Genomic DNA, 22,716 nt, shown 5'->3' on the forward strand with positions numbered 1-22,716 from the left:
TGAGGTCAACACGTTGGCTCCTTGGGAGGGCACGGGCGGCGCCCGGGTGCCGCTCATTGCAGCGGTGGCGTGTTGCAATGAAATGAGATGAATATTGCAGAAAGATGACAAGGCCATGCGCAGCGCTCAGTCGATGTCGGCCCCGACCCGCTCGCGCTCGAACATTTCCAGCTGGCGCCAGCGGTTGACGATCCCGCAGAACAGCGCCGCGGTGGACTCGGCGTCGTAGATTGCCGAATGCGCCTCCCGCGTGTCGAACTCCCGGCCGGAGGCCTGTACCGCCTTGCTGAGCACCGTCTGGCCGTAGGCTAGGCCGCCCAGGGTGGCCGTGTCGAAGCAGCTGAAGGGGTGGAACGGATTGCGCTTGTGCCCGGTGCGGCGCACCGCGGCATTGATGAAACCCAGATCGAACGCGGCGTTGTGGCCCACCAGGATCGCGCGCTGGCAGCCGCTGTCGCGCACCGCGGTGCGCACTGCCTGGAACACGTGCTCCAGTGCGGCACGCTCGTTCAGCGCGCCGCGCAGCGGGTTGTCCGGGTCGATGCCGGTGACTTCCAGCGCGCGCGGGTCGAGGTTGGCGCCGGGAAAGGGCTCGACGTGGGCGTGGACGGTGGCCTGCGGGTGCAGGAAGCCGTGTGCGTCCATGCCTACGGTGATCGCGGCGATCTCCAGCAGGGCGTCGCGCTCGGCATCGAAACCGCCGGTTTCCACGTCCACGATCACCGGCAGAAAGCCGCGGAAGCGCTGGGAGAGAAGCTTGGAGGTGGAGAAAGAAGGTGAATTCACCGCGCCATCATAGCGTGTTGACCGCGCCGGAAGTCCCGGCCGGAAGATCCCTGGCCCGGATCTGCCGTGGAGTCACGGGCCGGTCCGCCCGGGCAATGTCACGCATTTGTCATGAAATTGGTGAGCGTCTGTAATGGAAGGTCCGCATCCTTGCGACATCACAACGATTTCCAAACAATCCGGCCCGCGCGGCAGACCCGCCGCCCGGGCCGGCCAGTCCAACCCAAGATTGCGGAGCACTGCCTCATGCGTAATACCCTGATCGTCGCCGCCGTGGGCCTTGCGCTCGGCTACGCCAGCTTCAGCGCCCACGCTGATACATCCGACAACATCTTCACGCAGGGACATGTTGACGGCGAGCTGCGCCTGTACAACTTCAACCGCATGTACTCCACCGACTCCGTGCCGGATGCGCACGCCCTGTCTGGCGCGATCCTGCTGAACGCGCAGACTGGCGAATTCGGCGGCGGGTTCAGCCTCGGCGCCTCGCTGGTCAGCGCCAACGCCTTCGGCACGCAGTCGTCCACGGCTTCCAAGATCGACACCACCCTGATGGGGCCGACCAATTCGGTCAGTGCGCTCAGCCAGGCCTACGTGCAGTACAAGGCCGACAACACGCTGGTGCGCGTCGGCCAGCAGTACCTCAACACGCCGTGGATGGGCTCGAGCGATTCGCGCGTGATGCCGGCGGCGTACCAGGCCGCCATGGTCGACTTCAAGCCGGCCAAGGGCTGGGATCTCGTCGGCCTGCGCAGCTTCGGCTGGAAGGGCCGTACCTCCGACTCCTTCCACTTCGACAACCTCTATTACCCGGCCACCTATCGCGGTGACTCTTCTTACGGCGGCATCGGCGGCCTGCCGAGCAGCGCCCCTGCCGCGCGCGGCACGTGGGCGGCAGGCGCCCTCTACGCCGCTGGCGGCTTCAAGGGCCAGGCGTGGTACTACGACTTCATCGACTTTGCCCGCATGGGCTATGCCGACGGCACCTACACCTTCAAGACCGGTACGGGCTTCGACCCGTTCATCGCCGGCCAGTACCTGGACGAGACCGCCGGTTCCAGCTCCATCCTGGTCCAGGACAGCGCGAAGCTGTTCGGTGTGGCCGGCAGCAAGGTGAAGAGCCGCGCTTGGGGCGCCGACGTCGGCGTGAACATTCCCCACGGCAAGTTCGAAGTGGCCTACAACAAGATTGACCAGCAGTCGGGCGCGGTCGGCGACGGTGCGATCATTTCGCCGTACACCGCCGCCTACGCCACCGATCCGCTGTACACCACCTCGATGATCCGCGGCCTGGTGGAGCAGGGTCCGGGCCACGCCTGGAAGACCAAGCTGACCTACAACCTGTTCAACGACAAGCTGAACGTCATGCTGGCCTACGCCAAGTACACCACCGCACTCCGCGGCAGCAGCCACGACGTCTACGTGGACCTGACCTACAACCTGGACGGCGTGCTCAAGGGGCTGTCGCTGCGCAATCGCTGGGAGCGTTCCAGCGGCGGCGAGAACGGCCTGAACCCGGGCAACGGCTCGTTCACCTACAACCGCGTGATGATCGCCTACAAGTTCTGAGCCGGCGTAGCCGCCGCGGGTATCGGCGGAACGCCGCCATGGACGGACGCGGCGACAGGAGCGCGGAATCGCTTATCGCAAGGGAGTTCGACCCAGGGACGGAAAAACGGCGGGCATGATGCCCGCCGTTTGCTTTTCGCCGGTGGCGGCGTGACGTTCAGGCCGCCGGCGTCTTGTCTTTGTAGCGGCACAGGTCGCGGATCGCGCAGTGCGGGCAATCCGGCTTGCGCGCCTTGCACACGTAGCGGCCGTGCAGGATCAGCCAGTGGTGGGCGTCGCGCTTGAACTCCGCGGGCACCACCTTCTCCAGCTTGTCCTCCACCACGCGCACGTCCTTGCCGGGAGCGAGGCCGGTGCGGTTGGCGACGCGGAAAATGTGCGTGTCCACCGCAATGGTGGATTCGCCGAATGCGGTGTTGAGCACCACATTCGCGGTCTTGCGGCCCACGCCAGGCAGCGCCTCCAGCGCCTCGCGGGTGCGTGGCACCTCGCCGCCGTGCCGCTCGACCAGGAGGCCGCACAGCGCGATCACGTTCTTCGCCTTGGCGTTGAACAGGCCGATCGTGCCGATGTATTTCTTCAGCCCGTCCTCGCCCAGCGCGAGGATTGCCTGCGGCGTGTTCGCCACCGGGTAAAGCTTGCGCGTGGCCTTGTTCACGCCCACGTCGGTGGCCTGCGCGGAGAGCACCACGGCCACCAGCAGCTCGAACGGCGTGGTGTAGGTGAGCTCGGTGGTGGGCTGCGGGTTCAGCTCGCGCAGGCGGGTGAACAGCTCGACGACGTCGGCGCGTTTCATGGGGTCTTGTCCTGTTTCGCGCGAGCGCGGGCCAGCGCGGCCAGCACCGGGTCGGCCGCGGCGGCCGCGTCCACGCCTGCCTTGCGCGCGGCCAGCTCCGCCTCGCGCTCGGCAGCTTCGCGCGCCAGCCGCGCCTCGCGGCGCTGGAAGCGCTCGCGCGCCGCGTCGGCATGTGCCTGGTCGATCTGCGCCAACGGCATCGGCTCCAGCAGGATGCAATCCACCGGGCAGGCCGGCACGCACAGCTCGCAGCCGGTGCAATCGTCGGCCAGCACGGTGTGCATCAGCTTGGCCGCGCCCACGATGGCATCCACCGGGCAGGCCTGGATGCACTTGGTGCAGCCGATGCACTCGTCCTCGACCACCCGTGCCAGCATGCGCGGCTTTTCGACGCCGTGTTCCGGGGCTAGCGGGAGGGCGGGGCGGCCGAGCAAGGCGGCGAGCTTCGCGATGCCGGCGGCACCGCCGGGCGGACACCGGTTGATCTCCGCCTCGCCCCGCGCGATGGCCTCCGCGTAGGGGCGGCAGCCGTGGTAGCCGCATTGCTCGCATTGGGTCTGCGGCAACAGGGCGTCGATGCGGTCGGCGAGTTGCTGTGTCACGGCGAGTGTGTCCCCCCTCCCGGCGGAGAGAGGGCGCGGGGCTCAGCGCACCGTGGCGCCCGGCTGCGCCCCCTGGTCGGCGTCGAGCAGGAACAGGTCGCTGCCGCCGTCGCCCGCGGAGAGGATCATGCCCTCGGAGAGGCCGAAGCGCATCTTGCGCGGCGCGAGGTTGGCGATGAACACCACGTTGCGGCCCACCAGCTTCTCCGGCTCGCCGTAGGCGGCGCGGATGCCGGAGAAGATCTGCCGCTTGCCCAGCGCGCCGGCGTCCAGCTCGAAGCGCAGCAGCTTGTCCGAACCGTCCACGAACGCGCAGGCCAGCACCTTGCCCACGCGCAGGTCGAGTTTCGCGAAGTCGTCGATGGCGATGGTGGCAGGCGTTGTCGTGGCAGACGTGTCGGTGGCAACGGGGGCGGCGGGCTTGACGGTGTCGTTCATGGGCTTTTTCTTCGGTGGTTCGGCAGCGGGCGCAGTTGCCCCCAGCGATTCCTTCGAGGCTTCGACCATCGCCTCGATGCGTTTGGGATCGAGGCGTGCGAGCAGCGGTTCAAAGGCGTTGATCGTATGGCCATGCAGCGCATCGCGTGCGTCGGCGAAGCCGCCGATCGGCGCGGCCAGGAACTGCTCGGCGGCAGCCACGGTGGCGGGCAGTATGGGTTTCAGCAGGCCCGCGAGCAGGCGGAACGCGGCCAGCGCGAACGAACACACCTGCGCAAGCTCCGTGCGGCGCCCCTCGTCCTTCGCCATCATCCAGGGTGCCTTCTCGGCGATGTGGCCGTTGACCAGGTCGGCCATCAGCACGAAGCGGCGGGTGAGTTCGGCGAATTCGCCGCCCTCGTAAAGCGCCTCGATGCCGTCGTAGTGCGCCAGCAGGGCCTGCCACAGCGCGGCGTGTTCCACGTCGAAGCCATCCGCCATCTTGCCGCCGGAGAACTTGTGCACGAAGCCTGCGGTGCGGCTGGCGATGTTCACCCACTTGCCGACCAGGTGCGAGTTGACGCGCTCCTCGAAGGCCTTGAGGTCGAGGTCCACGTCCACCGGCGTGTCGTTGAGCAGGCTGGCGAAGTAGTAGCGCAGGTACTCGGGATTGAGCCCGGCGTCGAGGTAGGTGCGCGCCTGGATGAAGGTGCCGCGCGACTTGGACATCTTCGCGCCGTTGACCGTGAGGTAGCCGTTGACGTGCAGCGCGGTGGGCACGCGCATCTGCGCGCCGTGCAGCATCGCCGGCCAGAACAGGCCGTGGAAGTTGATGATGTCCTTGCCGATGAAGTGGTGCATCTCGGTGGTGCTGTCCGCACCGAGGTAGTCGTCGAACTTCAGGCCGGTGCGCTCGCACAGTGCCTTGAAGCTGGCGAGGTAGCCCACCGGTGCGTCCAGCCACACGTAGAAGAACTTGCCCGGGGCGTCGGGGATGGGGAAGCCGAAGTAGGGCGCGTCGCGCGAGATGTCCCAGTCCTTCAGGCCGCCGTCCAGCCATTCGCGCAGCTTGGCGGCCACGCCGCTGTTCGCCACCGGCTTGCCGCCGGTGTACTTGCCGGCGAACCAGTCGCGCAGCAGAGCCTCGAACTTGGAGAGCTCGAAGAAGTAATGCTCCGAGTCCTTCAGCACCGGCGTGGCGCCGGAGACGACCGAATACGGATTGATGAGGTCGGTGGGGGCGTAAGTGGCGCCGCAGTTCTCGCAGTTGTCGCCGTACTGGTCGGGTGTGCCGCACTTCGGGCAGGTGCCCTTGATGTAGCGGTCTGGCAGGAACATCTGCTTCTCGGGGTCGTACAGCTGCTGGATGCTGCGCCTGGCGATATAGCCGGCGTCGCGCAGGCGCGCGTAGATCAGCGCGGCCAGCTCGCGGTTCTCGTCCGAGTGGGTGGTGTGGTAGTGGTCGTAGCTGAAGTGGAAGTCCGCGAAATCGGCCTCGTGGCTGGCGCGGATCCCGGCGATGAAAGCCTCCGGCGTCGTGCCGGCCTTCTCGGCGGCCAGCATGATAGGCGTGCCGTGCGCGTCGTCCGCCGCCACGAAGTGCACCTCGTTGCCCATCATCCGCTGCGCGCGCACCCAGATGTCGGTCTGGATGTAGCCCAGCATGTGGCCCAGGTGCAGCGGGCCGTTGGCGTAGGGCAGGGCGTGGGTGACGAGCAGGCGGCGACTCATGGTGGGCAGGCACTCCGTGGGACCGTGCATTATGGCATCCACGGGTGCGCCACGCCTGCGCTTGCCGCAAGCTTGGAAACGGGTGGTGCATTATGTAGTATTAATGGACATCGCACGCCACCGGGATCCGACCTCATGGTCGATACGACGCGCCGCACCTTCATCCTTTCCGGCATCGGCCTGGCGGGTTCCTGTCTGCTGCCGCGTACCGTGTGGGCCGGCCTTGGTGCGACCGACGGAAAATCATCGCTGCCCGTGCACCACGGCGAGTCGCCGGTGGCGCCGCGCGAGCAATGGCTGTTCGATTTCGACTGGCGCTTCGCGTTCGGCAACGGCTGCGATCCGGCCAAGGATTTCGGCTACGGATTCGGCCAGGGCGATTTTTCCAAGACCGGCGACTTCAAGATCGCCACTTCCGACTTCGACGACGCCGGCTGGCGTGCGCTGGATCTCCCGCACGACTGGGCGGTGGAGCTGGCCCCCGTCCACGACGACAGCGGCGACGACGACACCCGGTTGACCTCGCACGGCTACAAGCCGCTGGGGCGCCGCTACCCGGCGACCAGCGTGGGCTGGTACCGGCGCACGTTCGAGATTCCGGCAAGCGACCGCGGCCGCCGCATCTGGATCGAGTTCGACGGCGCGATGCGCGACATCGTGCTGCTCGTCAACGGCTGCTTCATCGGCCGGCACGACGACGGCTACACGCCGTTCCGCTTCGACCTCACCGATTTCCTCAACTACGGTGGCAAGAACGTCGTCGCCCTGCGCGTCGACGCCAGCTTCGGCGACGGCTGGTTCTACGAGGGCGCCGGCATCTACCGCCACGTCTGGCTGACCAAGATGGATCCCGTGCATCTCGGCCGCTGGGAAAGCGTGGTGCGACCGGTGGTCGAGAGCGATGCGGCCACGCTGGCGCTGGCCACCCTGGTCGAGAACGAGAGCGGGCATGCCGTCCATGCCTCGCTCGAATGGAGCATCGCGGATGCTTCCGGCCGCGTGGTGGCGCGGGCGGCCACGCCTGCCCAGGTCATCGCGCCCCGTGCTTCGGCGGATTGCCGGGCGACGGCGCGCATCGACGCGCCCAAGCTGTGGTCGCCCGATGAACCGCACCACTACACGGCCTTGGTGAAGCTCGTCGTCGGTGGCGCGACGCGCGACGCCGAGCAATTTCCGTTCGGCATACGTACGGCGAGGTTCGACCCCGAGCGCGGTTTCTTCCTCAACGGCAAGCCGCTGAAGATCCAGGGCACCTGCAACCACCAGGACCATGCGGGCGTGGGCGCGGCCCTGCCGGACCGGCTGCAGGCGTTCCGCGTGGGCGTGCTGCAGGGCATGGGCTGCAACGCCGTGCGCACCTCGCACAACATGCCGACGCCGGAATGGGTGGCGGCCTGCGACCGCCTGGGCATGCTGATGATGTGCGAGACGCGGCACATGAGCTCCAGCCCCGGCGGCATGCGGCAGCTGGAAACGATGGTGAAGCGCTACCGCAATTCGCCCTCGGTCATCCTCTGGTCGATCGGCAACGAGGAGTGGCGGCTGCAGAAGGGCCAGCTGGAACAGCAGGGCGAGCGCATCGGCGCGGCGATGGTCGAGCGTTGCCACGAACTCGACCCCACCCGCGTCGTGTCGGCGGCGGTCAACGGCGACAACGAGCAGGGCGTGTCGGATGCGCTGGACGTCATCGGCTTCAACTACAACCTGAAGTACCCGGACGCGTTCCACCGGAAACACCCGGGGCGCGCGGTGTACGGCTCGGAAACCTCCAGCGCCATCGCCACGCGCGGTGAATACGTGACCGACCCGAAGAAGAACACGGTCAACAGCTACGACGGCGTGGTGCCCTGGGGCGAAACGCCGGAGCAATGGTGGAGCTTCTACGCCACGCGCGACTGGCTGGCCGGCGGATTCGCCTGGACGGGCTTCGACTACCGCGGCGAACCGACGCCCTACGGCTGGCCTTCAGTGAGTTCGCAGTTCGGCATCGTCGACCTGTGCGGCTTCCCCAAGGACTATTACTACTACTACAAGGCCTGGTGGACGAAGGCGCCCAGCCTGCACGTGTTTCCGCACTGGAACTGGGCGGGCAGGGAGGGCCAGGAAATCCCGGTGTGGGTCTATACCAACCTGGACGAGGTCGAGCTGCTGCTCAACGGCAAGAGCCTGGGCGTGCAGAAAGTGCCGCGCTTCGGCCACGTGCAGTGGAAGGTCGTCTACGCCCCGGGCGTGATCGAGGCGCGCGGGCGCAGGAACGGCCATATCGTGCTGGTCGATCGCCGCGAAACCACCGGCCCCGCGCGCAAGTTGCGGCTGGCGGCCGATCGAGTGGAGATCATGGCCGACGGGCAGGACGTGGCGATGCTCACGGTCGACGCGCTCGACGCGCAGGGGCGCCCGGTGCCGACGGCGAACCACAAGCTCGCGTTCCGCGTTTCCGGCGCGGGCCGGCTGATCGGCGTGGGCAACGGCGACCCCAATTGCCACGAGAGCGACAAGGAGCCCAGGCGCTCGCTGTTCAACGGCCTGGCGCAGCTCGTCATCCAGGCCACCGGCAGCCCCGGCACGATCCGCATCGAGGCGCTCGAAGAAGCGGCGACGGGCTCATCGCTGGTCCCGGCTTCACTCACCGTCACGAGCAGGAAGGCGGCGCCGCGACTGGTTGTCGCATAGGCAGGTCCGGGCGTCGCATCCGGAATCCTCGGCAGGCTTTTGCCTCCGGCGACGGACGCGTTGCGGGAGCATGGCACGGTGCCTGTTGCCGGATGCGGCCTGGCTGTCGCGTGCAGATGGGTCTTTTGCACGTTTATGCATGTTTGTATACGATGGTGCCTGTTATTTTGAGCGCCCCGGACCGCCCTTGGACATGCTTTCCCAACCCGTGCCGGTCGGGCGCGACCGGCTTGCGGCCGCCACGCGCTCCACGCGGCTGATCTTTCTGCTGTCGGGGATCGGCATGGCGGCGTGGGCGCCGATGGTGCCTTATGCCAAGGCGCGGCTCGGGCTGGACGACGCGCAACTGGGGCTGATGCTGCTGGCGTTCGGCGGCGGCTCCATGGCCTCGATGCCGCTGGTGGGCTGGCTGAGCCACCGCTTCGGCAACCGGCGGGTGATCGTGGCGTCGGGATGGCTGCTTTGCCTGGCGCCGCCCGTGCTGGCGCTGGCGCCGAACGTGGCCGTGCTGACCATGGCGCTGCTCTACTTCGGCGTGATGCTGGGCGCCGTGGACGTGGCCATGAATGCGCACGCGGTCGAGGTCGAGCGGCGCGAAGGCCGTGTGCTGATGTCGGGTTTCCACGGCTTGTTCAGTGTGGGCGGCCTGGGCGGCGCCGCAGGCATGAGCGCCTTGCTGGCGTTCGGCCTGCCGTTGCCGCTGGCTGCGCTGGCGGTGTCGGCCTTGCTGGCGGCGCTGGTGTTGCGCTTGCGCGGAGGCCTGTTGCCCGGCGTGACCGGGACGGTCGCCGGGCACGGGCCGTTCCGTGTGCCGCACGGCCTGGTGCTGCTGCTCGGCCTGCTGTGCTTCGTGAGCTTCATGGCCGAGGGTTCGATGCTGGACTGGAGCGCGGTATTCCTGCGCGATTGCCGCGGATTCGCGCCGAGCACGGCCGGCATCGGCTACGCCTGTTTCTCGATTGCCATGGCGCTGGGCCGGCTCGGCGGCGATCGCCTGGTCCAGCGGATCGGACCTGTATGGGCCGTGCGCGCGGGCGCCGGCCTCGCCGCGACGGGCTTCGCGCTGGCGGCATGCGCGCCGTGGCCGGAGGCGTCGCTGGCCGGATTCGTGCTGATCGGCCTGGGCGCCTCCAACATCGTGCCGGTGATGTTCAGCGCGGCGGGACGCCTGCCGGGTGTGTCGCCGGCGATCGCCATCGCGGCGGTCACCATGCTCGGCTATGCGGGCCTGCTCAGCGGACCGGCCCTGATCGGCCTGATGTCCCGGCTGGCCGGCCTGCCGCTGGCGCTGGTCGTGGTGTCGGGCCTGCTGCTGCTGGTGGCCTTTTCCGCAAGGATCGTGCGGCGATGAACGGAGAACTCGACATGATCGATACGGTGGTATTCGACCTGGGCGGCGTGCTGATCGACTGGAACCCACGCTACCTCTATCGCCGGCTGTTCGACGACGAGGCGGCGATGGAGCGCTTCCTCGCCGAGGTCTGCACCAGTGCGTGGAACGAGCAGCAGGACGCGGGCCGCCCCTGGCACGAGGCGGTGGCCAGCCTCAGCGCACGGTTCCCCGAGCACGCCGGCCTGATCGCCGCCTATCGCGACGGCTGGCGGGAGATGCTGGGCGGCGTGATCCAGGGCAGCGTGGATCTGCTCGCCGAGCTGAAGGCGCGCGGGGTACGCCTGTACGCGTTGACCAACTGGTCGCACGAGACCTTCCCGCACGCCAGGGAAATCGGGATGTTCGGCTTCCTGCACTGGTTCGAGGGCATCGTCGTTTCCGGCGAGGAGCGGCTGATCAAGCCGGATCCGCGCATCTACCAGCGCCTGTTCGAGCGCTATGCGATCGACCCCGCGCGCACGGCCTACATCGACGACGCGCGGCGCAACGTCGAAGCGGCGGCGGCGCAGGGAATGCATGCGTGGTGGTTCCGCGGCCCCGAGGGCTTGCGCGAGTGGCTTGCTTCGCACGGACTGGTGTCGGCATGAGCAAGTCGCGGGTGACGGCGTCGATTCCCCGGGGCGAGGCGATGCCCCAGGAGCGGCAGCAGTGGATCCTGCAGCGCCTGCGCAGCCACGGCCGCGTGGTGGCCGTGGAGCTGGCGGCCGAGTTCGCGGTTTCCGAGGATTCCGTGCGCCGCGATCTCCGCGAACTGGCGGCGCAAGGGCTCTGCAGGCGCGTCTATGGCGGCGCCTTGCCGCTGCCGGTGGCGGTGCCGCCGCTGAAGCAGCGGCGCGTCGAGCACACCGGCCGCAAGCAGGCGCTGGCACGCAAGGCGGCGACGCTGGTGCGTCCGGGCCAGGTCCTGCTGATCGATGCCGGGTCCACCAACGCAGCGATCGCCGCCGCCTTGCCCGAGCGCTGCGGGCTCACGGTGGTCACCAACGCGCCGGATGTCGTGCTGGCCTTGCTGGACCGCGAGGGTTTCGAGATCCAGCTGATCGGCGGCCGCGTCGATCCGCACATCGGCGGTGCGCTGGGTGCGCAGGCGGTAAGGGAGCTGCAGCGGATCCGCGCCGACCTATGCTTCCCCGGCGCGTGCGCGCTGGACGTGGCTGGCGGCTTGTGGGGATTCGACAGCGAGGAATCCCTGTTCAAGCGCGCGATGGTGGAAGCCAGCGGCGAAACCGTCGTGGTGGTCACCAGCGACAAGCTGGGCGCGGTCGCCACCCACCGGGTGGCCGGGCTGGCGGAAGTGCACCATCTGGTGGTGGAACGCGACGTGGACAAGGCCACGCGCAGTGCCTACGCGGCGCGTGGCGTAGCGGTGCACCGGGCCGACGCCGCCGGCGACTAGCGCAACGAGGAACGCGGGCCGGCGGCCCGCGTTCCGTCAGCGCACCAGCGTGGCCGCGAGGCGCTTACTGCTGCCGCTCCCAGGTCTGGCTGCGGCCCAGCAGGGCGAAGCCGATGTAACCGTGCACGTCGAGCTTGCGCCCGCCGTCCTCCAGCGTGAGCTTCACCTTGTAGATCTTGCCGTTCTTGGGATCGAGGATCCTGCCGCCGTCCCATACGTCGCCGTCCTTGCTCACGCCCCACATGATGGTCATCCCCTCGATAGGCTGGTCCTTGCGCGCGCCGTCGCACTTCACGCATTTCGGGTGCTCGCCGTCGCGGGCGATGGCTTCCGGGCTGCGGTTGAGGAGCTGCATCACCTTGCCTTCCAGCGTGCCATTCGTCTCGCTGATCTGGATGATGGACTTCACCTTGCCGGTGACGTCGTCCACCTGTTTCCAGGTGCCGACCGGGGTGCTGGTGTCGGTGGCGGACACGGCGCCGGCGCCCAGCAGCAGGCCGAGGGCGAGGGCGAGACGAACAGCGTGCTTCATGGCGATACTCCCCGTACGAAACAGTATGGTCCGAGCCTGCCGATGCCCGGCCAAGCCGTCAAGCTGCGCCGCGCCATGCTGATCTGGATCAGCCGGCACTTTGGCCGCGGCTGGCATAATGCCCTGTCCCCATGAAGCATTCCGACCCGACATGACGCAGGCGAACGAAGCCCTGGTCCGCCAGATTCTCGGCGGGCTGACCGACACCCATACCGGCGCGCCGCTGGCCGAAACCGTGCGCGCGGTGGGCGTGGCTGGCGCGAACGTATCGGTGGATCTGCAGCTGGGCTATCCCGCCAGCGGAGCCGCTGGGGCGCTGGCCGCGCAGGCCACGCAGGCGCTGGAGGCCGATCCGGCGATCGCGGCGGCCACCGTGTCGGTCACCAGCCGCATCCAGTCGCACAAGGTGCAGGGCACGCTGGCGCCGCTGCCCAACGTGAAGAACATCATCGTGGTGGCCTCGGGCAAGGGCGGCGTGGGCAAGTCCACGGTGGCCGCCAACCTCGCGCTGGCGCTCAAGGCCGAGGGCGCCCGGGTGGGCGTGCTCGACGCCGACATCTACGGCCCCAGCCAGCCGCGCATGCTCGGCATCGGCGGCAAGCCGGAGTCGCCCGACGGCAAGAGCATCACGCCGATGCAGGCGCACGGCCTGCAGGCGATGTCGATCGGCTTCCTCGTCGACGAGGAGACGCCGATGATCTGGCGCGGCCCGATGGTGACCCAGGCGATGATGCAGCTGCTTACCGACTCGCGCTGGGAGATGCTCGATTACCTGGTGATCGACCTGCCGCCCGGCACCGGCGACATCCAGCTCACCCTGGCGCAGAAAGTGCCGGTCGCCGGCGCGGTGATCGTCACCACGCCGCAGGACATCGCCCTGCTGGATGCACGCAAGGCGCTCAAGATGTTCGAGAAGGTGGAAGTGCCGGTGCTCGGCGTGGTGGAGAACATGGCCACCCACGTCTGCTCGAACTGCGGCCACGAGGAGCACATCTTCGGCGAAGGCGGCGGCGCGCGCATGGCGGAACAATACGGCGTGCCGTATCTCGGCTCGCTGCCGCTGGACATCCGCATCCGCGAGCAGGCCGACGGCGGTACGCCCACCGTGGTGGCGATGCCCGATTCCGACCTCGCCGCGCGTTATCGCGAGATCGCCCGCAACGCGGCGGGGCGGCTGTCGCGCCAGCCGCGCAACAAGTCGCTGGGCCTGGGCAAGATCGTGGTGCAAGGCGCCCCGTGAGAACCCGTCCGGAAGCTGCTGCGCGAACGCAGGGCGGGCGCGGTCAATGCTCGAAATCCTCATGTATTGACCCATACACTCCGGTCTCTGCGCGTCGTCCACGCCCGCCCTGCGTCCGCCCGCTACGCTTCCGGACAGGTTCTCAAGCATGAACGCAACCCGGCGCGTGCTGTGCCTTTGCGGCAGCCTGCGCCGGGTTTCTTCTTGCCGCGCCGCGCTGGAAGCGGCGAAGCAACTGGCGCCCGTGTCGCTGGAACTGGCGATATACGACGGCCTCGCCAGCCTGCCGCTGTTCAACCCCGACGACGAGCGCGATCCGCTGCCGCCCTCCGTGCTGGCGTTGCGCGCGGCGGTGGGGCAGGCCGACGCCTTGCTGGTCGCCTGTCCCGAATACGCCCACGGCGTGCCGGGCGCTTTCAAGAACCTGCTGGACTGGCTGGTCGGCAGCCTGGAGTTCCCCGGCAAGCCGGCGCTGCTGCTGAATACCTCCGCGCGCGGCTCGTACCACGCGCAGGAGGCACTGGCCGAGATCCTGCGCACCATGTCGGCCGAGTTGCTGTCCACCCGGCCCTTCCCGGTGGCGCTGCCCGGCGCGGGCTGCACGGCGGAGCAGTTGCTGGCCAGCGCGGAGCGTTGCACCGAGTTGCGCGCGGCGCTGGACCACCTGGCGGCCGAGCTGGCCTGATCCGCTGGCGCGCAAGCGCCCCGACCATGTATTTTTGCCGCTTTCGCCCGGCCCGCCCGGGCGCCACGCCGACCGCGGAGCACACGTGAGCATCAAGTCCGACAAGTGGATCCGCCGCATGGCCGAAGGCCACGGCATGATCGAGCCGTTCGAGCCGGGCCAGATGAAGGTGCGCGAGGACGGCGGCCGCGCGGTGTCCTGGGGTACTTCCAGCTACGGCTACGACGTGCGCTGCGCGCGGGAGTTCAAGGTGTTCACCAACATCAACTCCACCATCGTCGACCCGAAGGCGTTCGACCCGAACAGCTTCGTGGACGTGACCTCGGACGTGTGCATCATCCCGCCGAATTCGTTCGCGCTGGCGCGCACGGTGGAGTACTTCCGCATTCCGCGCGACGTGCTGGTGGTGTGCCTGGGCAAGAGCACCTACGCGCGTTGCGGCATCATCGTCAACGTCACCCCGCTGGAGCCGGAGTGGGAGGGGCACGTGACGCTGGAGTTCTCCAACACCACGCCGCTGCCCGCGAAGATCTACGCGAACGAGGGGGTGGCGCAGATGCTTTTCTTCGAATCCGACGAACCTTGCGAAACCAGCTACAGGGACCGCGGCGGCAAATACCAGGGCCAGCAGGGCGTGACCCTGCCGCGTACCTGAACCGGCGTTCGACGGCCACCCGCCGCCACCGCCCGGCGCGGGGCGCCGCGCTAAACTCGCCAAGCCATCACGACCGCTTTATGCAGGAGAACCCGATGATCCGTCTTTCCACCCTCTTGACCCGCATCGCCGTTGCGCTGGTGATCGGCAGTGCGCTCGTACTCGGCGGCTGCCACAAGGGCGGCGTCAAGGAGCAGGCGAGCGAGGCCCAGTGGAAGGGCAGATTCGACACCACCATCGAGGCCTACAAGGAAGGCCAGTTCGTGATCGACGGTGCGGTGCTGTCGGCGGTCGACGCAGGCAGCCATTTCGCCTACCTCAAGGACGCCGGCAAGTTGCCGAAGACCGTGCTGCTGCTGCCCAGCGACGATTCCAAGATCCGCAAGGTGCACCTGCAGTACCTGGCACGCATGTCGATCGACTACGGCTTCACCGCCTATTACGACAACGGCGGCAAGCTCACCGAGATCAACGCGATCAACACCAAGGCACGGCAGCTGGAAGACCACCACGCGCCGGTGAAGATCGACGACGGCCAGCAATGCAAGACCGCCGCCGGGTGCGATTCCGTCGATCAGGCCGCGCAACAGCAGCACTGAGCCGGATTCCCGCTGCATGCCGAAAAGCCCGCGGAGCGATCCGCGGGCTTTTTGCCTTGGCTTTGCCACGGTCCCTGATCGCGAGGACCCACCGGGCGGCGACCCACGGCCGCACTTTCCATTTCCTGGCGCAGGTCCGCGGGCGGTGGCCCTTGGCGGGCGCCTCGCCACCCGTCGGGTGCGCTCCTAGGTGAGCCGCTGCCGCAGCGCGGCCAATCGCGCAGCCAACGCATCGGCGGCGTAGGGCACGGCCGCCCCGCTGCCCCAGACCGGGCCGGGCCAGGCCGCGTCGCCTTCGGTGCGCGCCACCACGTGCAGGTGCAGCTGGCGCACGATGTTGCCCAACGCGCCGAAATTGAGCTTGTCGCAGGGCGCCACGGCGCGCAATGCGGCGGCGGCCTGGTTCGCCTCCTGCCACAGCTGCGCCTGTTCGGCTTCGGCGAGGTCGGCGACCTCGACCATGCCGGCACGGTGCGGCACCAGCACCAGCCACGGATAGCGCGCGTCGTCCATCAGCCGCAGCTCGCACAGCGACAGCATGGCCACGGAGCGGGTGTCGGCCTGCAGGCGCGGGTCGAGTGCGAACGCGGCTGCGTTCATTGGCCGGCCAGCTGCCTGTCGAAGAATTCCAGCGTGCGCTGCCACGCCAGCATCGCGCTGGCCCCGTGGTAGTGCTTGTCGCCCGGCACGTCGCGATTGAACGCGTGGCCGGCGCCCGGGTAGCTGAACACTTCCATCTGCGGCAGCAGCTCGCGGTGCCGCGCCACCGCCTCCGCCGGAATCGAGGAATCGTCCTCGCCGAAATGGAACATCACCGGTGCCTTCGGCTTCTCGCCGAGGAACGGCACGTTGCGGGCGCCGTAGTAGCTCACCGCGGGCAGGCCCAGCCGGAGCGCGGCGAGCAAGGCGATCGTGCCGCCCCAGCAGTAGCCCACCACGCCGACCTTGCCGGAGGAGGCGATGGATTCGGCGGCGCTCGCCACGTCCTCCAGCGGCCGGTCCAGCCCCAGCTCGCCCACCAGCGCCTTGCCGCGCGCCATGCCCACCTCGTCGTAGTCCAGTTCTAGCCACGCTTCGAGGTGGTCGAAGAAAGCCGGCGCGATCGCGGTGTAGCCGGCCGCGGCGAAGCGGTCCGCCACGCTGCGGATGTGCGCGGTGACGCCGAAGATCTCCTGCACCACCACGATGCCGCCCTTCGGCTTGCCCTCGGGCTGGGCGAGGTAGCCGCCGATGCACTGCGTGCGCGAAGTGGGGATGTTGACGTGCTGGCCCATGGCGGCCGTCTCCGGTGCGGCGATGCGGGGGATTCTAGCGGGCGAGGATGCAAGAGGGCGGTGAAAGTGCCGGCCATGCCCGGGCCTGCGCTGTACCGTTGCCGCCGGACGGCAAGACCCGTTCGGCGCCTTCTTCGTTCGCGCTGGGCGCGGCCCCGCAAGGCCGCGGTCGAAGGGACAGGATGAAGGCGCTTCGCCGCCCTCGCTCCCCGGTGCGCGGTCACCCATGACCGCTCTCTGCGTGCGCTTGCCCGCGCAAGCTGCGCCCGGCACGAACGGTATCCTCCGTCGATCGTCGGCGCGAGCCGAGTACCTCTATAATTTGTCGCTTTACCTCGTCCAACGTTGCCGCCGCCATGTCGCAAGCGTCGCAGAAAATCGGTTTCGTCAGCCTCGGCTGCCCCAAGGCGCTGGTGGATTCCGAGCGCATCCTCACCCAGCTCAAGGTCGAGGGCTACGAGATCGTGCCCAGCTACGGCGAGGCCGACGCGGTGGTGGTGAACACCTGCGGCTTCATCGACGCGGCCGTGCAGGAGTCGCTGGATTCCATCGGCACGGCGCTCAACGAGAACGGCAAGGTGATCGTCACCGGCTGCCTCGGCAAGCGCGCCGAGCTGATCCGCGAGGCCTATCCGGACGTGCTCTCGATCAGCGGCCCGCAGGACTACGCCAGCGTGATGCACGCGGTGCACGAGGCGCTGCCACCCAGGCGCAACAAGTTCCTGGACATCGTGCCGGACACCGGGATCAAGCTGACCCCGAAGCACTATGCCTACCTGAAGATTTCCGAAGGCTGCAACCACCGCTGCAGCTTCTGCATCATCCCCTCGATGCGCGGCAACCTCGTTTCGCGCCCGGTGGACGAGGTGCTGCTGGAGGCTGAGAAGCTGGTCAAGGGCGGCGTGAAGGAGTTGCTGGTGATCTCGCAGGACACCAGTGCCTACGGCGTGGACCTGAAGTACGCCGAGCGCGAGTGGCGCGGCAAGGCGTACCGCACGCGCATGACCGAGCTGTGCGAGGGATTGGCCGAGCTGGGCGCGTGGACGCGGCTGCACTACGTCTATCCGTACCCGCACGTGGACGAGGTGATGCCGCTGATGGCGGAAGGCAAGCTGCTGCCGTATCTCGACATCCCGTTCCAGCACGCCAGCCCGCGCATCCTCAAGCTGATGAAGCGTCCCGGCAACATCGAAAAGACGCTGGAGCGCATCCAGGACTGGCGGAGGCAGGTGCCCGACCTGACAGTCCGCAGCACCTTCATCGTGGGCTTCCCCGGCGAAACCGACGCCGAGTTCGAGGAACTGCTGGACTTCCTGCGCGAGGCCGAGCTGGATCGCGTGGGCGCGTTCGCCTACTCCCCGGTGGACGGCGCCAAGGCCAACGAGTTGCCCGGCGCCGTTTCCGAGGAGCTGAAGGAAGACCGCCTCGAACAGTTCATGGCGGTGCAGGCGGAGATCTCCGCCGCCAAGCTGCAGCGCAAGGTCGGCCGCACCATTCAGGTGCTGGTGGACGAGGCGAACGCCGAAGGCGCCGTGGCCCGTTCGGCCGCCGACGCGCCGGAGATCGACGGCAGCGTGCTGATCGCCGACGGGCAGGGCCTCAAGCCCGGCCAGTTCGTCGACGTGGTGGTCGAGGGCGCCGGCGAGCACGACCTGCATGCGCGCCTGGCGCCTTCCACGCTCAAGGTGATCTGACGCCTGGTCGTTGCGGGTATCCCGATGCTCGATGCCAGCCCTCATCGTTCGCCCCTGAGCGTAGCGGCGCAGCGACGGAGTCGAAGGGCAGTCATCGCGGGGCTAGCACATGGGAGGCGCATGAAGAAAACCCGCTACATCGCACCTGCCCGCGGCGCGGTCGATCCGCAGGTGTTCGGGCGGATGCCGCTGGCTGCATGGCGCGACTACGCCAACCTGATCGAAACCCATGCATGGCCGGGCATCGAGGCACTCAACGCCCGGCGCCCCGCCGGCATGCGCGAACGCTTCGCGGCGCAGACCCGCGAACTGCTGGCCGACGGCCTGCACTACGAACAGCGCATCGCCGAACGCGGCGGCATCGCCACCCGCGAGAACAACTGGCACGACCTGTTCAATGCGCTGGTCTGGCTGCGCCATCCGGCCTTGAAGCGCGCGCTCAACGCGCGGCAGATCGCCGAGATCGCCCACATGGGCACCAGGCAACGCTCCCGCGCCCAGTACGCACTCACCCATTTCGACGAAGCCGGCGTGGTGGTCGCGCTGCGCGATCCGGCATTGCTCCCGCTATGGGATGCCCACGACTGGCACGGCCTGTTCTGGCGCGAGCGCGAGGCCTGGCTGGACGGCCGCATCCAGGTGGAGGTGTTCGGTCATGCCCTGCTCGAACACGCGCTTACACCCGCGCAGTTGCTGGTCGGCAAGGCGCTGGTGGTGGCTGGCCCCGATGTCTCGCCGGCGGCAGCCATCGGCGCCAGTACGGGAGCGATCCATGCAGGCCAGGTGCTGTGCGATCCGCTCGGGCTGCGCCCCCTGCCGCTGGCCGGGGTGCCCGGCTGGCATGCGGACAACGGGCGTGAGTCATTCTGTCGTGAGGCAGCGTGCTTCTGTCCGCTGCGCGCGGGGCGCATCTACCCCGTCCCTCTTTCGCTCGCGAACCGGATCGCCAGGTGAGAGCATCGCGCCAGCGTGCCGCTCCGTACGCTGACGCAAAGTCACGTGCCAGCCTGCGCCATCGGTTTCCAGGGGGAGCCCATGAAGATCCGCGCCTTGGTCCGCAACAGTCCCTCCGATCACGCCCTGGCGGTAGCTACGGATGGCGTGTCCAGAGATCTGTCGATTCCTCCGAGGTCCGTCGGTCGTGGTTCGAGCGTCAATGGTGGCGAGCTACTGTTGGCCGCACTGGCCACCTGCTACTGCAATGACCTGTTTCGCGAGGCCGGGCATCTCGGGATTGTTCTCGATGAAGTCGAGGTCGCGGTCTCCGCGGATTTTCCCGGGATCGGCCTGGCGGCCGAAAATGTCCACTACTCGGCCCGGATCAAGTCCGATGCCGGGCAAGACCAGCTCTCCGAGCTGCTTGCCATAACCGACCAGGTCGCCGAGGTTCACAACACCATCCGCACCGGCACTGCGGTCACGTTGCAGGGATGGGGGACACAGGACGATCGGTTCGACTCACCGGTTTGAGTTCGCGCCGGAACCGCGTCCGCATGCCTTGGGAAGTGTGGGAGCCGGGCGTACGATGCTCTGTGGTCCCCGCCGCAGAGGACGTCGACATGCCGCAAGCCACATCCCACCCTTCGAGAAAAAGCCGCATCCAGGGCGCCCTGATGGGCGCCTTCATCGGCGACGCGTTGGCCCTGGGGCCGCACTGGTACTACGACCTGGCCGCGCTACGGCGCGATTACGGTGACTGGATCGGCGACTACACGGCGCCGAGGCCGGGGCGCTACCACGAAGGCTTGCCGGCGGGCGCCTCGTCGCAGGCCGGCTTCATCCTCGCGTTGATGACGCGTTCGCTGGTGGATTGCGGCGGCTACGACGAGGCGGATTTTTGCGCGCGGCTGGACCGCGAGCTGTTCGCGGTGATCGACGGCACGCCGATGGCGGGCCCGGGCGGCTACACCAGCCAGTCGATCCGCGAGGCGTGGCGCAAGCGCCGCGCCGGCTTGCCGTGGGGGCAGGTGGCCGGGCTGGCGGACAACACCGAGGCGGCGGAGCGGGTGCTGGCGATCGCGCTGCGTTACGCGGGCGAGCCGGCGCAGCTGGCACGACACGTGAGCAGCAACGTGGCGCTCACCCAGCGCGACCCCACGGTGGGCGCGATGACGCTGGCGTTCGCGGCGGTGCTGGGGCAACTGGCGAACGGCGTGGCGCTGGACGGGGATCTGTCCGGCCGGCTGATGGGCATGGTGAAGTCCGGCGAGCTGCCGTTCCACACCGTGACCAGCGGCGCGCTGGACGTGCCGCAGGATACGGAGGCGCCCCTGCAGGCGGGCCAGTTCGCCTCGCCTGATGCCTTGCTCACGGTGTCGCCCATCGCGCGGGCAGCGCACGATCCCGGCGTCGCCATCGAGCCGGCGTCGAAGGTCGGGCTGGTCTATGGCTTGCCATGCGCGGTGTACCACCAGTTCCCCGCCGCCTACTACCTGGCGGCGCGCTTCCAGGGCGATGCCGGGCAGGCCATGCTCAGCGCGGTGAATGCGGGTGGACAGAACCAGGCACGCGCCATGCTCACCGGCGCGCTGTGCGGCGCCATCGGCGGGCTGGAGGCGATTCCGCGGCGTTTCATCGACGGATTGCAGCAGGGCAGGGAGTACCTGGCGCTGGCGGAGGCGCTGGCGCAGCAGGCGGATTGAAGGCGCGGCGGCGCGGATGGGTGCCCGTCACGAGGGCCTCGCATCACTGCGCCGCGCGACCCTCGGTGGGCCGGGACTTGTGCCGGCCGCCCGCTCCCGGCATGCGTCGTCCGAATAAATCCCGGCCTGCGGGGCGGCTTTTCGTGGCGCGGATACTTCGTTCGCGCGGCTCACGTCCCGTAGCGCACGTCCACGATCAGGAAGCGCGTGCGTCCGCCGGGCAGCTCCGCCTCGAACTCGTCGTCGAGGCGCTTTTTCAGCGCCGCCCGGGCCATGGGCGAGTCGATACTGATCCAGCCCAATCTGGCATCGGTCTCGTCGGGGCCGACGATGCGGTAGTTCACTTCCTCGCCGTTGGCGAGGTTCTCCAGCGCGATGGTGGCGCCGAAGAACACCGCCTCGCGGTCCGCCGGGACGCCTTCGGCCACCTTGAGCGATGGGATGCGCTTGCTGAGGTAGCGTACGCGGCGGTCGATCTCGCCGAGCTGCTTCTTGCGGTAGGTGTATTCGGCGTTTTCCGAGCGGTCGCCCTCGGCCGCGGCGGCGGCCAGTGCCTTCACCACTTCGGGGCGAAGGGTGTGCCACAGGTGGTCGAGTTCGGCCTTGAGCTTCTCGAAGCCGGCACGGGTGATGATCGCCGTGGAGCCTGGCGCGGGCGGCCGCCAGCGGCTCATGCGCCATTCGCCAGTTGCCGTTGCAGCGCGCCGATGTCGCCGTGCTGCGGGTGGTCGGGCCACGCCGCGGCGAGCTTTTCCAGCAACACGATGGCTTCGGCGCGACGCTCGGGTTGTGCGCCGAGCTGGCGCGCGGCGAGCAGGCCGTAGTGCGGCGCCTGCGGATCGTGCGGCCAGTGCGCGAGATAGCCGCGGCCGAGGTGGATGGCGAGGCGCGTCATGCCCAGCCGCCCGGCGAGATCGGCCAGCGCGCCGCAGATGCGCTGGTCGTCGGGCATGAAGGCGGGGTCGATGGTGCAGCACTCCTGCAGCACGCCCAGGGCGCGGCGCGCCTCGCTTTGGGCGACCAGCGCGGCGATCCAGATCTGGCCGTGTACCAGCAAGTCGTCGCGCAGGCCCTGGCGGCGCAGCAGTTCGCGGTAGAGCTGGTGTACCGGTGCAGGGGCGGTGCGCTGGCGCAGGCGTCCGGCCAGCTGGCGCAGTGCCGCCATGGGGTCGCTTTCCGCCAGTGAGCGCGCCTCGTCGAGCAGATGGCTGTCCTCGTCCTGGCCCGCGGCCTTGGCGAGTTTCGGCGCCTCGGGCTCCAGCCCGAAGCCTTCGTGGCGCTGGTGGATCAGCCCGCCCATTAGGTGGAAGGCCAACACGATCAGGTACGTGTAGGCGAAGCCGAACAGCGGCAGCGCAAGGAAATGCGGCAGCAGGTGGGAGGTGAGCGTAGCCGCCGCGATCAGCGCGCCCAGCATCAGGTTGATCGCCACCGGCACCAGGTAGCTGCCGCCGAAGCCATGCGTGATGCGCCACCAGGTGGCCGGGTTGAGTGCCAGCAGCGCGTTGCCGTCGAAGGCCAGCGACATGTCGATGGCCGGCAAGGCCAGCACCAGCACGGGAACCAGCAGCCACAGCATGGACGGAGCGAGCAGGGTGCATGCGATGAACAGCGCTCCCGCCGCGAAGTGGATCAAAGTAAGCGCCCAGCCGGCGGCGCCGGCTTCGTCCATGCCCACGTCGGGCGGATCGGCGTAGCCGTTCGCGGTGTGCTGCATGCACTCGGCGGCGTAGCGCCACGTCGCTGCCCACACGACCAGGCTGGCCAGCGTGCCGATGCCGGGCAGGAGACCCGCGTAATGCGCCAGGGTCAGTGCGGTGCAGGTGGCCAGCCCGGCGCCGCGCAACGGGTAGCCGAAGCCGGACACCAGGCGCTCGCCGAACGGCGTATCGGCGGCCACCACTTCGATGCGGGGCATCAGCGTCTGCCGCCGGGGGTGCCAGCCGGCGCGTCGTCGGTCAGCTTGTCGGTCATGGGAGTCCTTCCGTTGCGGGCCCGCCCGATTGTAGCCAGCCGTTGTCCCGTATCGGTT

Annotated in this window: 22 protein-coding genes; 13 read left to right on the plus strand and 9 right to left on the minus strand. The window is 68.6% G+C overall.

What is annotated here, in order from left to right; all coding sequences use genetic code 11:
- Positions 1–126: 126 nt before the first annotated feature.
- On the minus strand, positions 127–786 hold the full coding sequence (rnt, locus tag AC2EWF_RS03505) for a ribonuclease T (protein ID WP_483637958.1): 660 nt from the start codon (positions 784–786) through the stop codon (positions 127–129).
- 246 nt (positions 787–1,032) lie between these two features.
- Here rnt and AC2EWF_RS03510 point away from each other — a divergent pair, with 246 nt between their 5' ends.
- Positions 1,033–2,355 (plus strand): OprD family outer membrane porin, encoded by a 1,323-nt coding sequence (locus AC2EWF_RS03510; protein ID WP_483637959.1) that lies wholly within the window; start codon positions 1,033–1,035, stop codon positions 2,353–2,355.
- A gap of 157 nt (positions 2,356–2,512) precedes the next feature.
- Here the strand turns inward: AC2EWF_RS03510 and nth are convergent, their stop codons facing one another.
- From nth to metG, 3 genes are read right to left on the minus strand one after another with little or no spacing between them, the layout of a single operon-like run.
- Positions 2,513–3,151 (minus strand): endonuclease III, encoded by a 639-nt coding sequence (gene nth / locus AC2EWF_RS03515; RefSeq protein ID WP_483637960.1) that lies wholly within the window; start codon positions 3,149–3,151, stop codon positions 2,513–2,515.
- Positions 3,148–3,753 carry an electron transport complex subunit RsxB gene (gene rsxB, locus AC2EWF_RS03520; RefSeq protein ID WP_483637961.1) on the minus strand — a complete coding sequence of 202 codons (606 nt, stop codon included), beginning with the start codon at positions 3,751–3,753 and terminating at the stop codon, positions 3,148–3,150. The genes nth and rsxB overlap by 4 nt, the downstream gene beginning before the upstream one ends.
- A gap of 42 nt (positions 3,754–3,795) precedes the next feature.
- Positions 3,796–5,901, minus strand: a complete 2,106-nt coding sequence (gene metG / locus AC2EWF_RS03525) for a methionine--tRNA ligase (RefSeq protein WP_483637962.1) — start codon at positions 5,899–5,901, stop codon at positions 3,796–3,798.
- A gap of 135 nt (positions 5,902–6,036) precedes the next feature.
- Between metG and galA the strand changes: the two genes are divergently transcribed.
- The 4 genes from galA to AC2EWF_RS03545 all read left to right on the plus strand — a co-directional run bounded on the left by galA (position 6,037) and on the right by AC2EWF_RS03545 (position 11,363).
- Entirely contained in the window at positions 6,037–8,574 is a 2,538-nt protein-coding gene (gene galA / locus AC2EWF_RS03530; protein WP_483637963.1) for a beta-galactosidase GalA, read from the plus strand.
- Between the two features lie 193 nt (positions 8,575–8,767).
- On the plus strand, positions 8,768–9,925 hold the full coding sequence (locus AC2EWF_RS03535; protein WP_483637964.1) for an MFS transporter: 1,158 nt from the start codon (positions 8,768–8,770) through the stop codon (positions 9,923–9,925).
- Positions 9,922–10,554 carry an HAD family hydrolase gene (locus AC2EWF_RS03540; protein ID WP_483637965.1) on the plus strand — a complete coding sequence of 211 codons (633 nt, stop codon included), beginning with the start codon at positions 9,922–9,924 and terminating at the stop codon, positions 10,552–10,554. The genes AC2EWF_RS03535 and AC2EWF_RS03540 overlap by 4 nt, the downstream gene beginning before the upstream one ends.
- Positions 10,551–11,363, plus strand: coding sequence for a DeoR/GlpR family DNA-binding transcription regulator (locus tag AC2EWF_RS03545; protein WP_483637966.1), 813 nt, complete (start codon positions 10,551–10,553; stop codon positions 11,361–11,363). Before AC2EWF_RS03540 ends, AC2EWF_RS03545 begins: the two co-directional genes overlap by 4 nt.
- A 64-nt stretch (positions 11,364–11,427) precedes the next feature.
- On the opposite strand, the gene AC2EWF_RS03550 is transcribed toward AC2EWF_RS03545, so the two are convergent.
- A complete protein-coding gene (locus AC2EWF_RS03550) occupies positions 11,428–11,895 on the minus strand; it encodes a DUF2147 domain-containing protein (RefSeq protein ID WP_483637967.1) in 468 nt (155 codons plus the stop codon).
- Positions 11,896–12,046: 151 nt separating this feature from the next.
- Between AC2EWF_RS03550 and apbC the strand changes: the two genes are divergently transcribed.
- From apbC to AC2EWF_RS03570, 4 genes are all read left to right on the plus strand, one after another.
- Entirely contained in the window at positions 12,047–13,135 is a 1,089-nt protein-coding gene (gene apbC, locus AC2EWF_RS03555; protein WP_483637968.1) for an iron-sulfur cluster carrier protein ApbC, read from the plus strand.
- Between the two features lie 148 nt (positions 13,136–13,283).
- On the plus strand, positions 13,284–13,820 hold the full coding sequence (locus AC2EWF_RS03560; RefSeq protein ID WP_483637969.1) for an NADPH-dependent FMN reductase: 537 nt from the start codon (positions 13,284–13,286) through the stop codon (positions 13,818–13,820).
- Positions 13,821–13,905: 85 nt separating this feature from the next.
- The gene (dcd, locus tag AC2EWF_RS03565; RefSeq protein ID WP_483637970.1) at positions 13,906–14,475 is read left to right on the plus strand and encodes a dCTP deaminase; all 570 of its coding nucleotides are present in this window, start codon (positions 13,906–13,908) and stop codon (positions 14,473–14,475) included.
- 95 nt (positions 14,476–14,570) lie between these two features.
- Positions 14,571–15,074 carry a hypothetical protein gene (locus AC2EWF_RS03570; RefSeq protein WP_483637971.1) on the plus strand — a complete coding sequence of 168 codons (504 nt, stop codon included), beginning with the start codon at positions 14,571–14,573 and terminating at the stop codon, positions 15,072–15,074.
- Positions 15,075–15,260: 186 nt separating this feature from the next.
- On the opposite strand, the gene AC2EWF_RS03575 is transcribed toward AC2EWF_RS03570, so the two are convergent.
- Positions 15,261–15,674 (minus strand): HIT domain-containing protein, encoded by a 414-nt coding sequence (locus AC2EWF_RS03575; RefSeq protein WP_483637972.1) that lies wholly within the window; start codon positions 15,672–15,674, stop codon positions 15,261–15,263.
- Positions 15,671–16,348, minus strand: a complete 678-nt coding sequence (locus AC2EWF_RS03580; protein ID WP_483637973.1) for a dienelactone hydrolase family protein — start codon at positions 16,346–16,348, stop codon at positions 15,671–15,673. The genes AC2EWF_RS03575 and AC2EWF_RS03580 overlap by 4 nt, the downstream gene beginning before the upstream one ends.
- Before the next feature lie 356 nt (positions 16,349–16,704).
- On the opposite strand from AC2EWF_RS03580, the gene rimO reads away from it, so the two are divergent.
- From rimO to AC2EWF_RS03600, 4 genes are all read left to right on the plus strand, one after another.
- Complete coding sequence (gene rimO, locus AC2EWF_RS03585; RefSeq protein ID WP_483637974.1) at positions 16,705–18,042, plus strand: 30S ribosomal protein S12 methylthiotransferase RimO; 1,338 nt, start codon at positions 16,705–16,707, stop codon at positions 18,040–18,042.
- 120 nt (positions 18,043–18,162) lie between these two features.
- Entirely contained in the window at positions 18,163–18,996 is an 834-nt protein-coding gene (locus tag AC2EWF_RS03590; protein WP_483637975.1) for a DUF3025 domain-containing protein, read from the plus strand.
- A gap of 81 nt (positions 18,997–19,077) precedes the next feature.
- Entirely contained in the window at positions 19,078–19,512 is a 435-nt protein-coding gene (locus tag AC2EWF_RS03595) for an OsmC family protein (protein ID WP_483637976.1), read from the plus strand.
- Between the two features lie 89 nt (positions 19,513–19,601).
- The gene (locus AC2EWF_RS03600) at positions 19,602–20,684 is read left to right on the plus strand and encodes an ADP-ribosylglycohydrolase family protein (RefSeq protein ID WP_483637977.1); all 1,083 of its coding nucleotides are present in this window, start codon (positions 19,602–19,604) and stop codon (positions 20,682–20,684) included.
- Positions 20,685–20,854: 170 nt separating this feature from the next.
- Here the strand turns inward: AC2EWF_RS03600 and greB are convergent, their stop codons facing one another.
- Positions 20,855–21,358 (minus strand): transcription elongation factor GreB, encoded by a 504-nt coding sequence (greB, locus tag AC2EWF_RS03605; RefSeq protein WP_483637978.1) that lies wholly within the window; start codon positions 21,356–21,358, stop codon positions 20,855–20,857.
- Entirely contained in the window at positions 21,355–22,602 is a 1,248-nt protein-coding gene (locus AC2EWF_RS03610) for a hypothetical protein (protein ID WP_483637979.1), read from the minus strand. The genes greB and AC2EWF_RS03610 overlap by 4 nt, the downstream gene beginning before the upstream one ends.
- Positions 22,603–22,716: the final 114 nt, after the last annotated feature.

This window comes from Rhodanobacter sp. sgz306013, from assembly GCF_057031145.1.

Excerpts from the sequence above, each read along its gene's own strand:
- AC2EWF_RS03510 (WP_483637959.1), top strand. The coding sequence starts at position 1,033 with ATGCGTAATACCCTGATCGTCGCCGCCGTGGGCCTTGCGCTCGGCTAC.
- nth (WP_483637960.1), bottom strand. The coding sequence starts at position 3,151 with ATGAAACGCGCCGACGTCGTCGAGCTGTTCACCCGCCTGCGCGAGCTG.
- metG (WP_483637962.1), bottom strand. The coding sequence starts at position 5,901 with ATGAGTCGCCGCCTGCTCGTCACCCACGCCCTGCCCTACGCCAACGGC.
- galA (WP_483637963.1), top strand. The coding sequence starts at position 6,037 with ATGGTCGATACGACGCGCCGCACCTTCATCCTTTCCGGCATCGGCCTG.
- AC2EWF_RS03535 (WP_483637964.1), top strand. The coding sequence starts at position 8,768 with ATGCTTTCCCAACCCGTGCCGGTCGGGCGCGACCGGCTTGCGGCCGCC.
- AC2EWF_RS03540 (WP_483637965.1), top strand. The coding sequence starts at position 9,922 with ATGAACGGAGAACTCGACATGATCGATACGGTGGTATTCGACCTGGGC.
- AC2EWF_RS03545 (WP_483637966.1), top strand. The coding sequence starts at position 10,551 with ATGAGCAAGTCGCGGGTGACGGCGTCGATTCCCCGGGGCGAGGCGATG.
- AC2EWF_RS03550 (WP_483637967.1), bottom strand. The coding sequence starts at position 11,895 with ATGAAGCACGCTGTTCGTCTCGCCCTCGCCCTCGGCCTGCTGCTGGGC.
- apbC (WP_483637968.1), top strand. The coding sequence starts at position 12,047 with ATGACGCAGGCGAACGAAGCCCTGGTCCGCCAGATTCTCGGCGGGCTG.
- AC2EWF_RS03560 (WP_483637969.1), top strand. The coding sequence starts at position 13,284 with ATGAACGCAACCCGGCGCGTGCTGTGCCTTTGCGGCAGCCTGCGCCGG.
- AC2EWF_RS03570 (WP_483637971.1), top strand. The coding sequence starts at position 14,571 with ATGATCCGTCTTTCCACCCTCTTGACCCGCATCGCCGTTGCGCTGGTG.
- AC2EWF_RS03575 (WP_483637972.1), bottom strand. The coding sequence starts at position 15,674 with ATGAACGCAGCCGCGTTCGCACTCGACCCGCGCCTGCAGGCCGACACC.
- AC2EWF_RS03580 (WP_483637973.1), bottom strand. The coding sequence starts at position 16,348 with ATGGGCCAGCACGTCAACATCCCCACTTCGCGCACGCAGTGCATCGGC.
- rimO (WP_483637974.1), top strand. The coding sequence starts at position 16,705 with ATGTCGCAAGCGTCGCAGAAAATCGGTTTCGTCAGCCTCGGCTGCCCC.
- AC2EWF_RS03590 (WP_483637975.1), top strand. The coding sequence starts at position 18,163 with ATGAAGAAAACCCGCTACATCGCACCTGCCCGCGGCGCGGTCGATCCG.
- AC2EWF_RS03595 (WP_483637976.1), top strand. The coding sequence starts at position 19,078 with ATGAAGATCCGCGCCTTGGTCCGCAACAGTCCCTCCGATCACGCCCTG.
- AC2EWF_RS03600 (WP_483637977.1), top strand. The coding sequence starts at position 19,602 with ATGCCGCAAGCCACATCCCACCCTTCGAGAAAAAGCCGCATCCAGGGC.
- greB (WP_483637978.1), bottom strand. The coding sequence starts at position 21,358 with ATGAGCCGCTGGCGGCCGCCCGCGCCAGGCTCCACGGCGATCATCACC.
- AC2EWF_RS03610 (WP_483637979.1), bottom strand. The coding sequence starts at position 22,602 with ATGCCCCGCATCGAAGTGGTGGCCGCCGATACGCCGTTCGGCGAGCGC.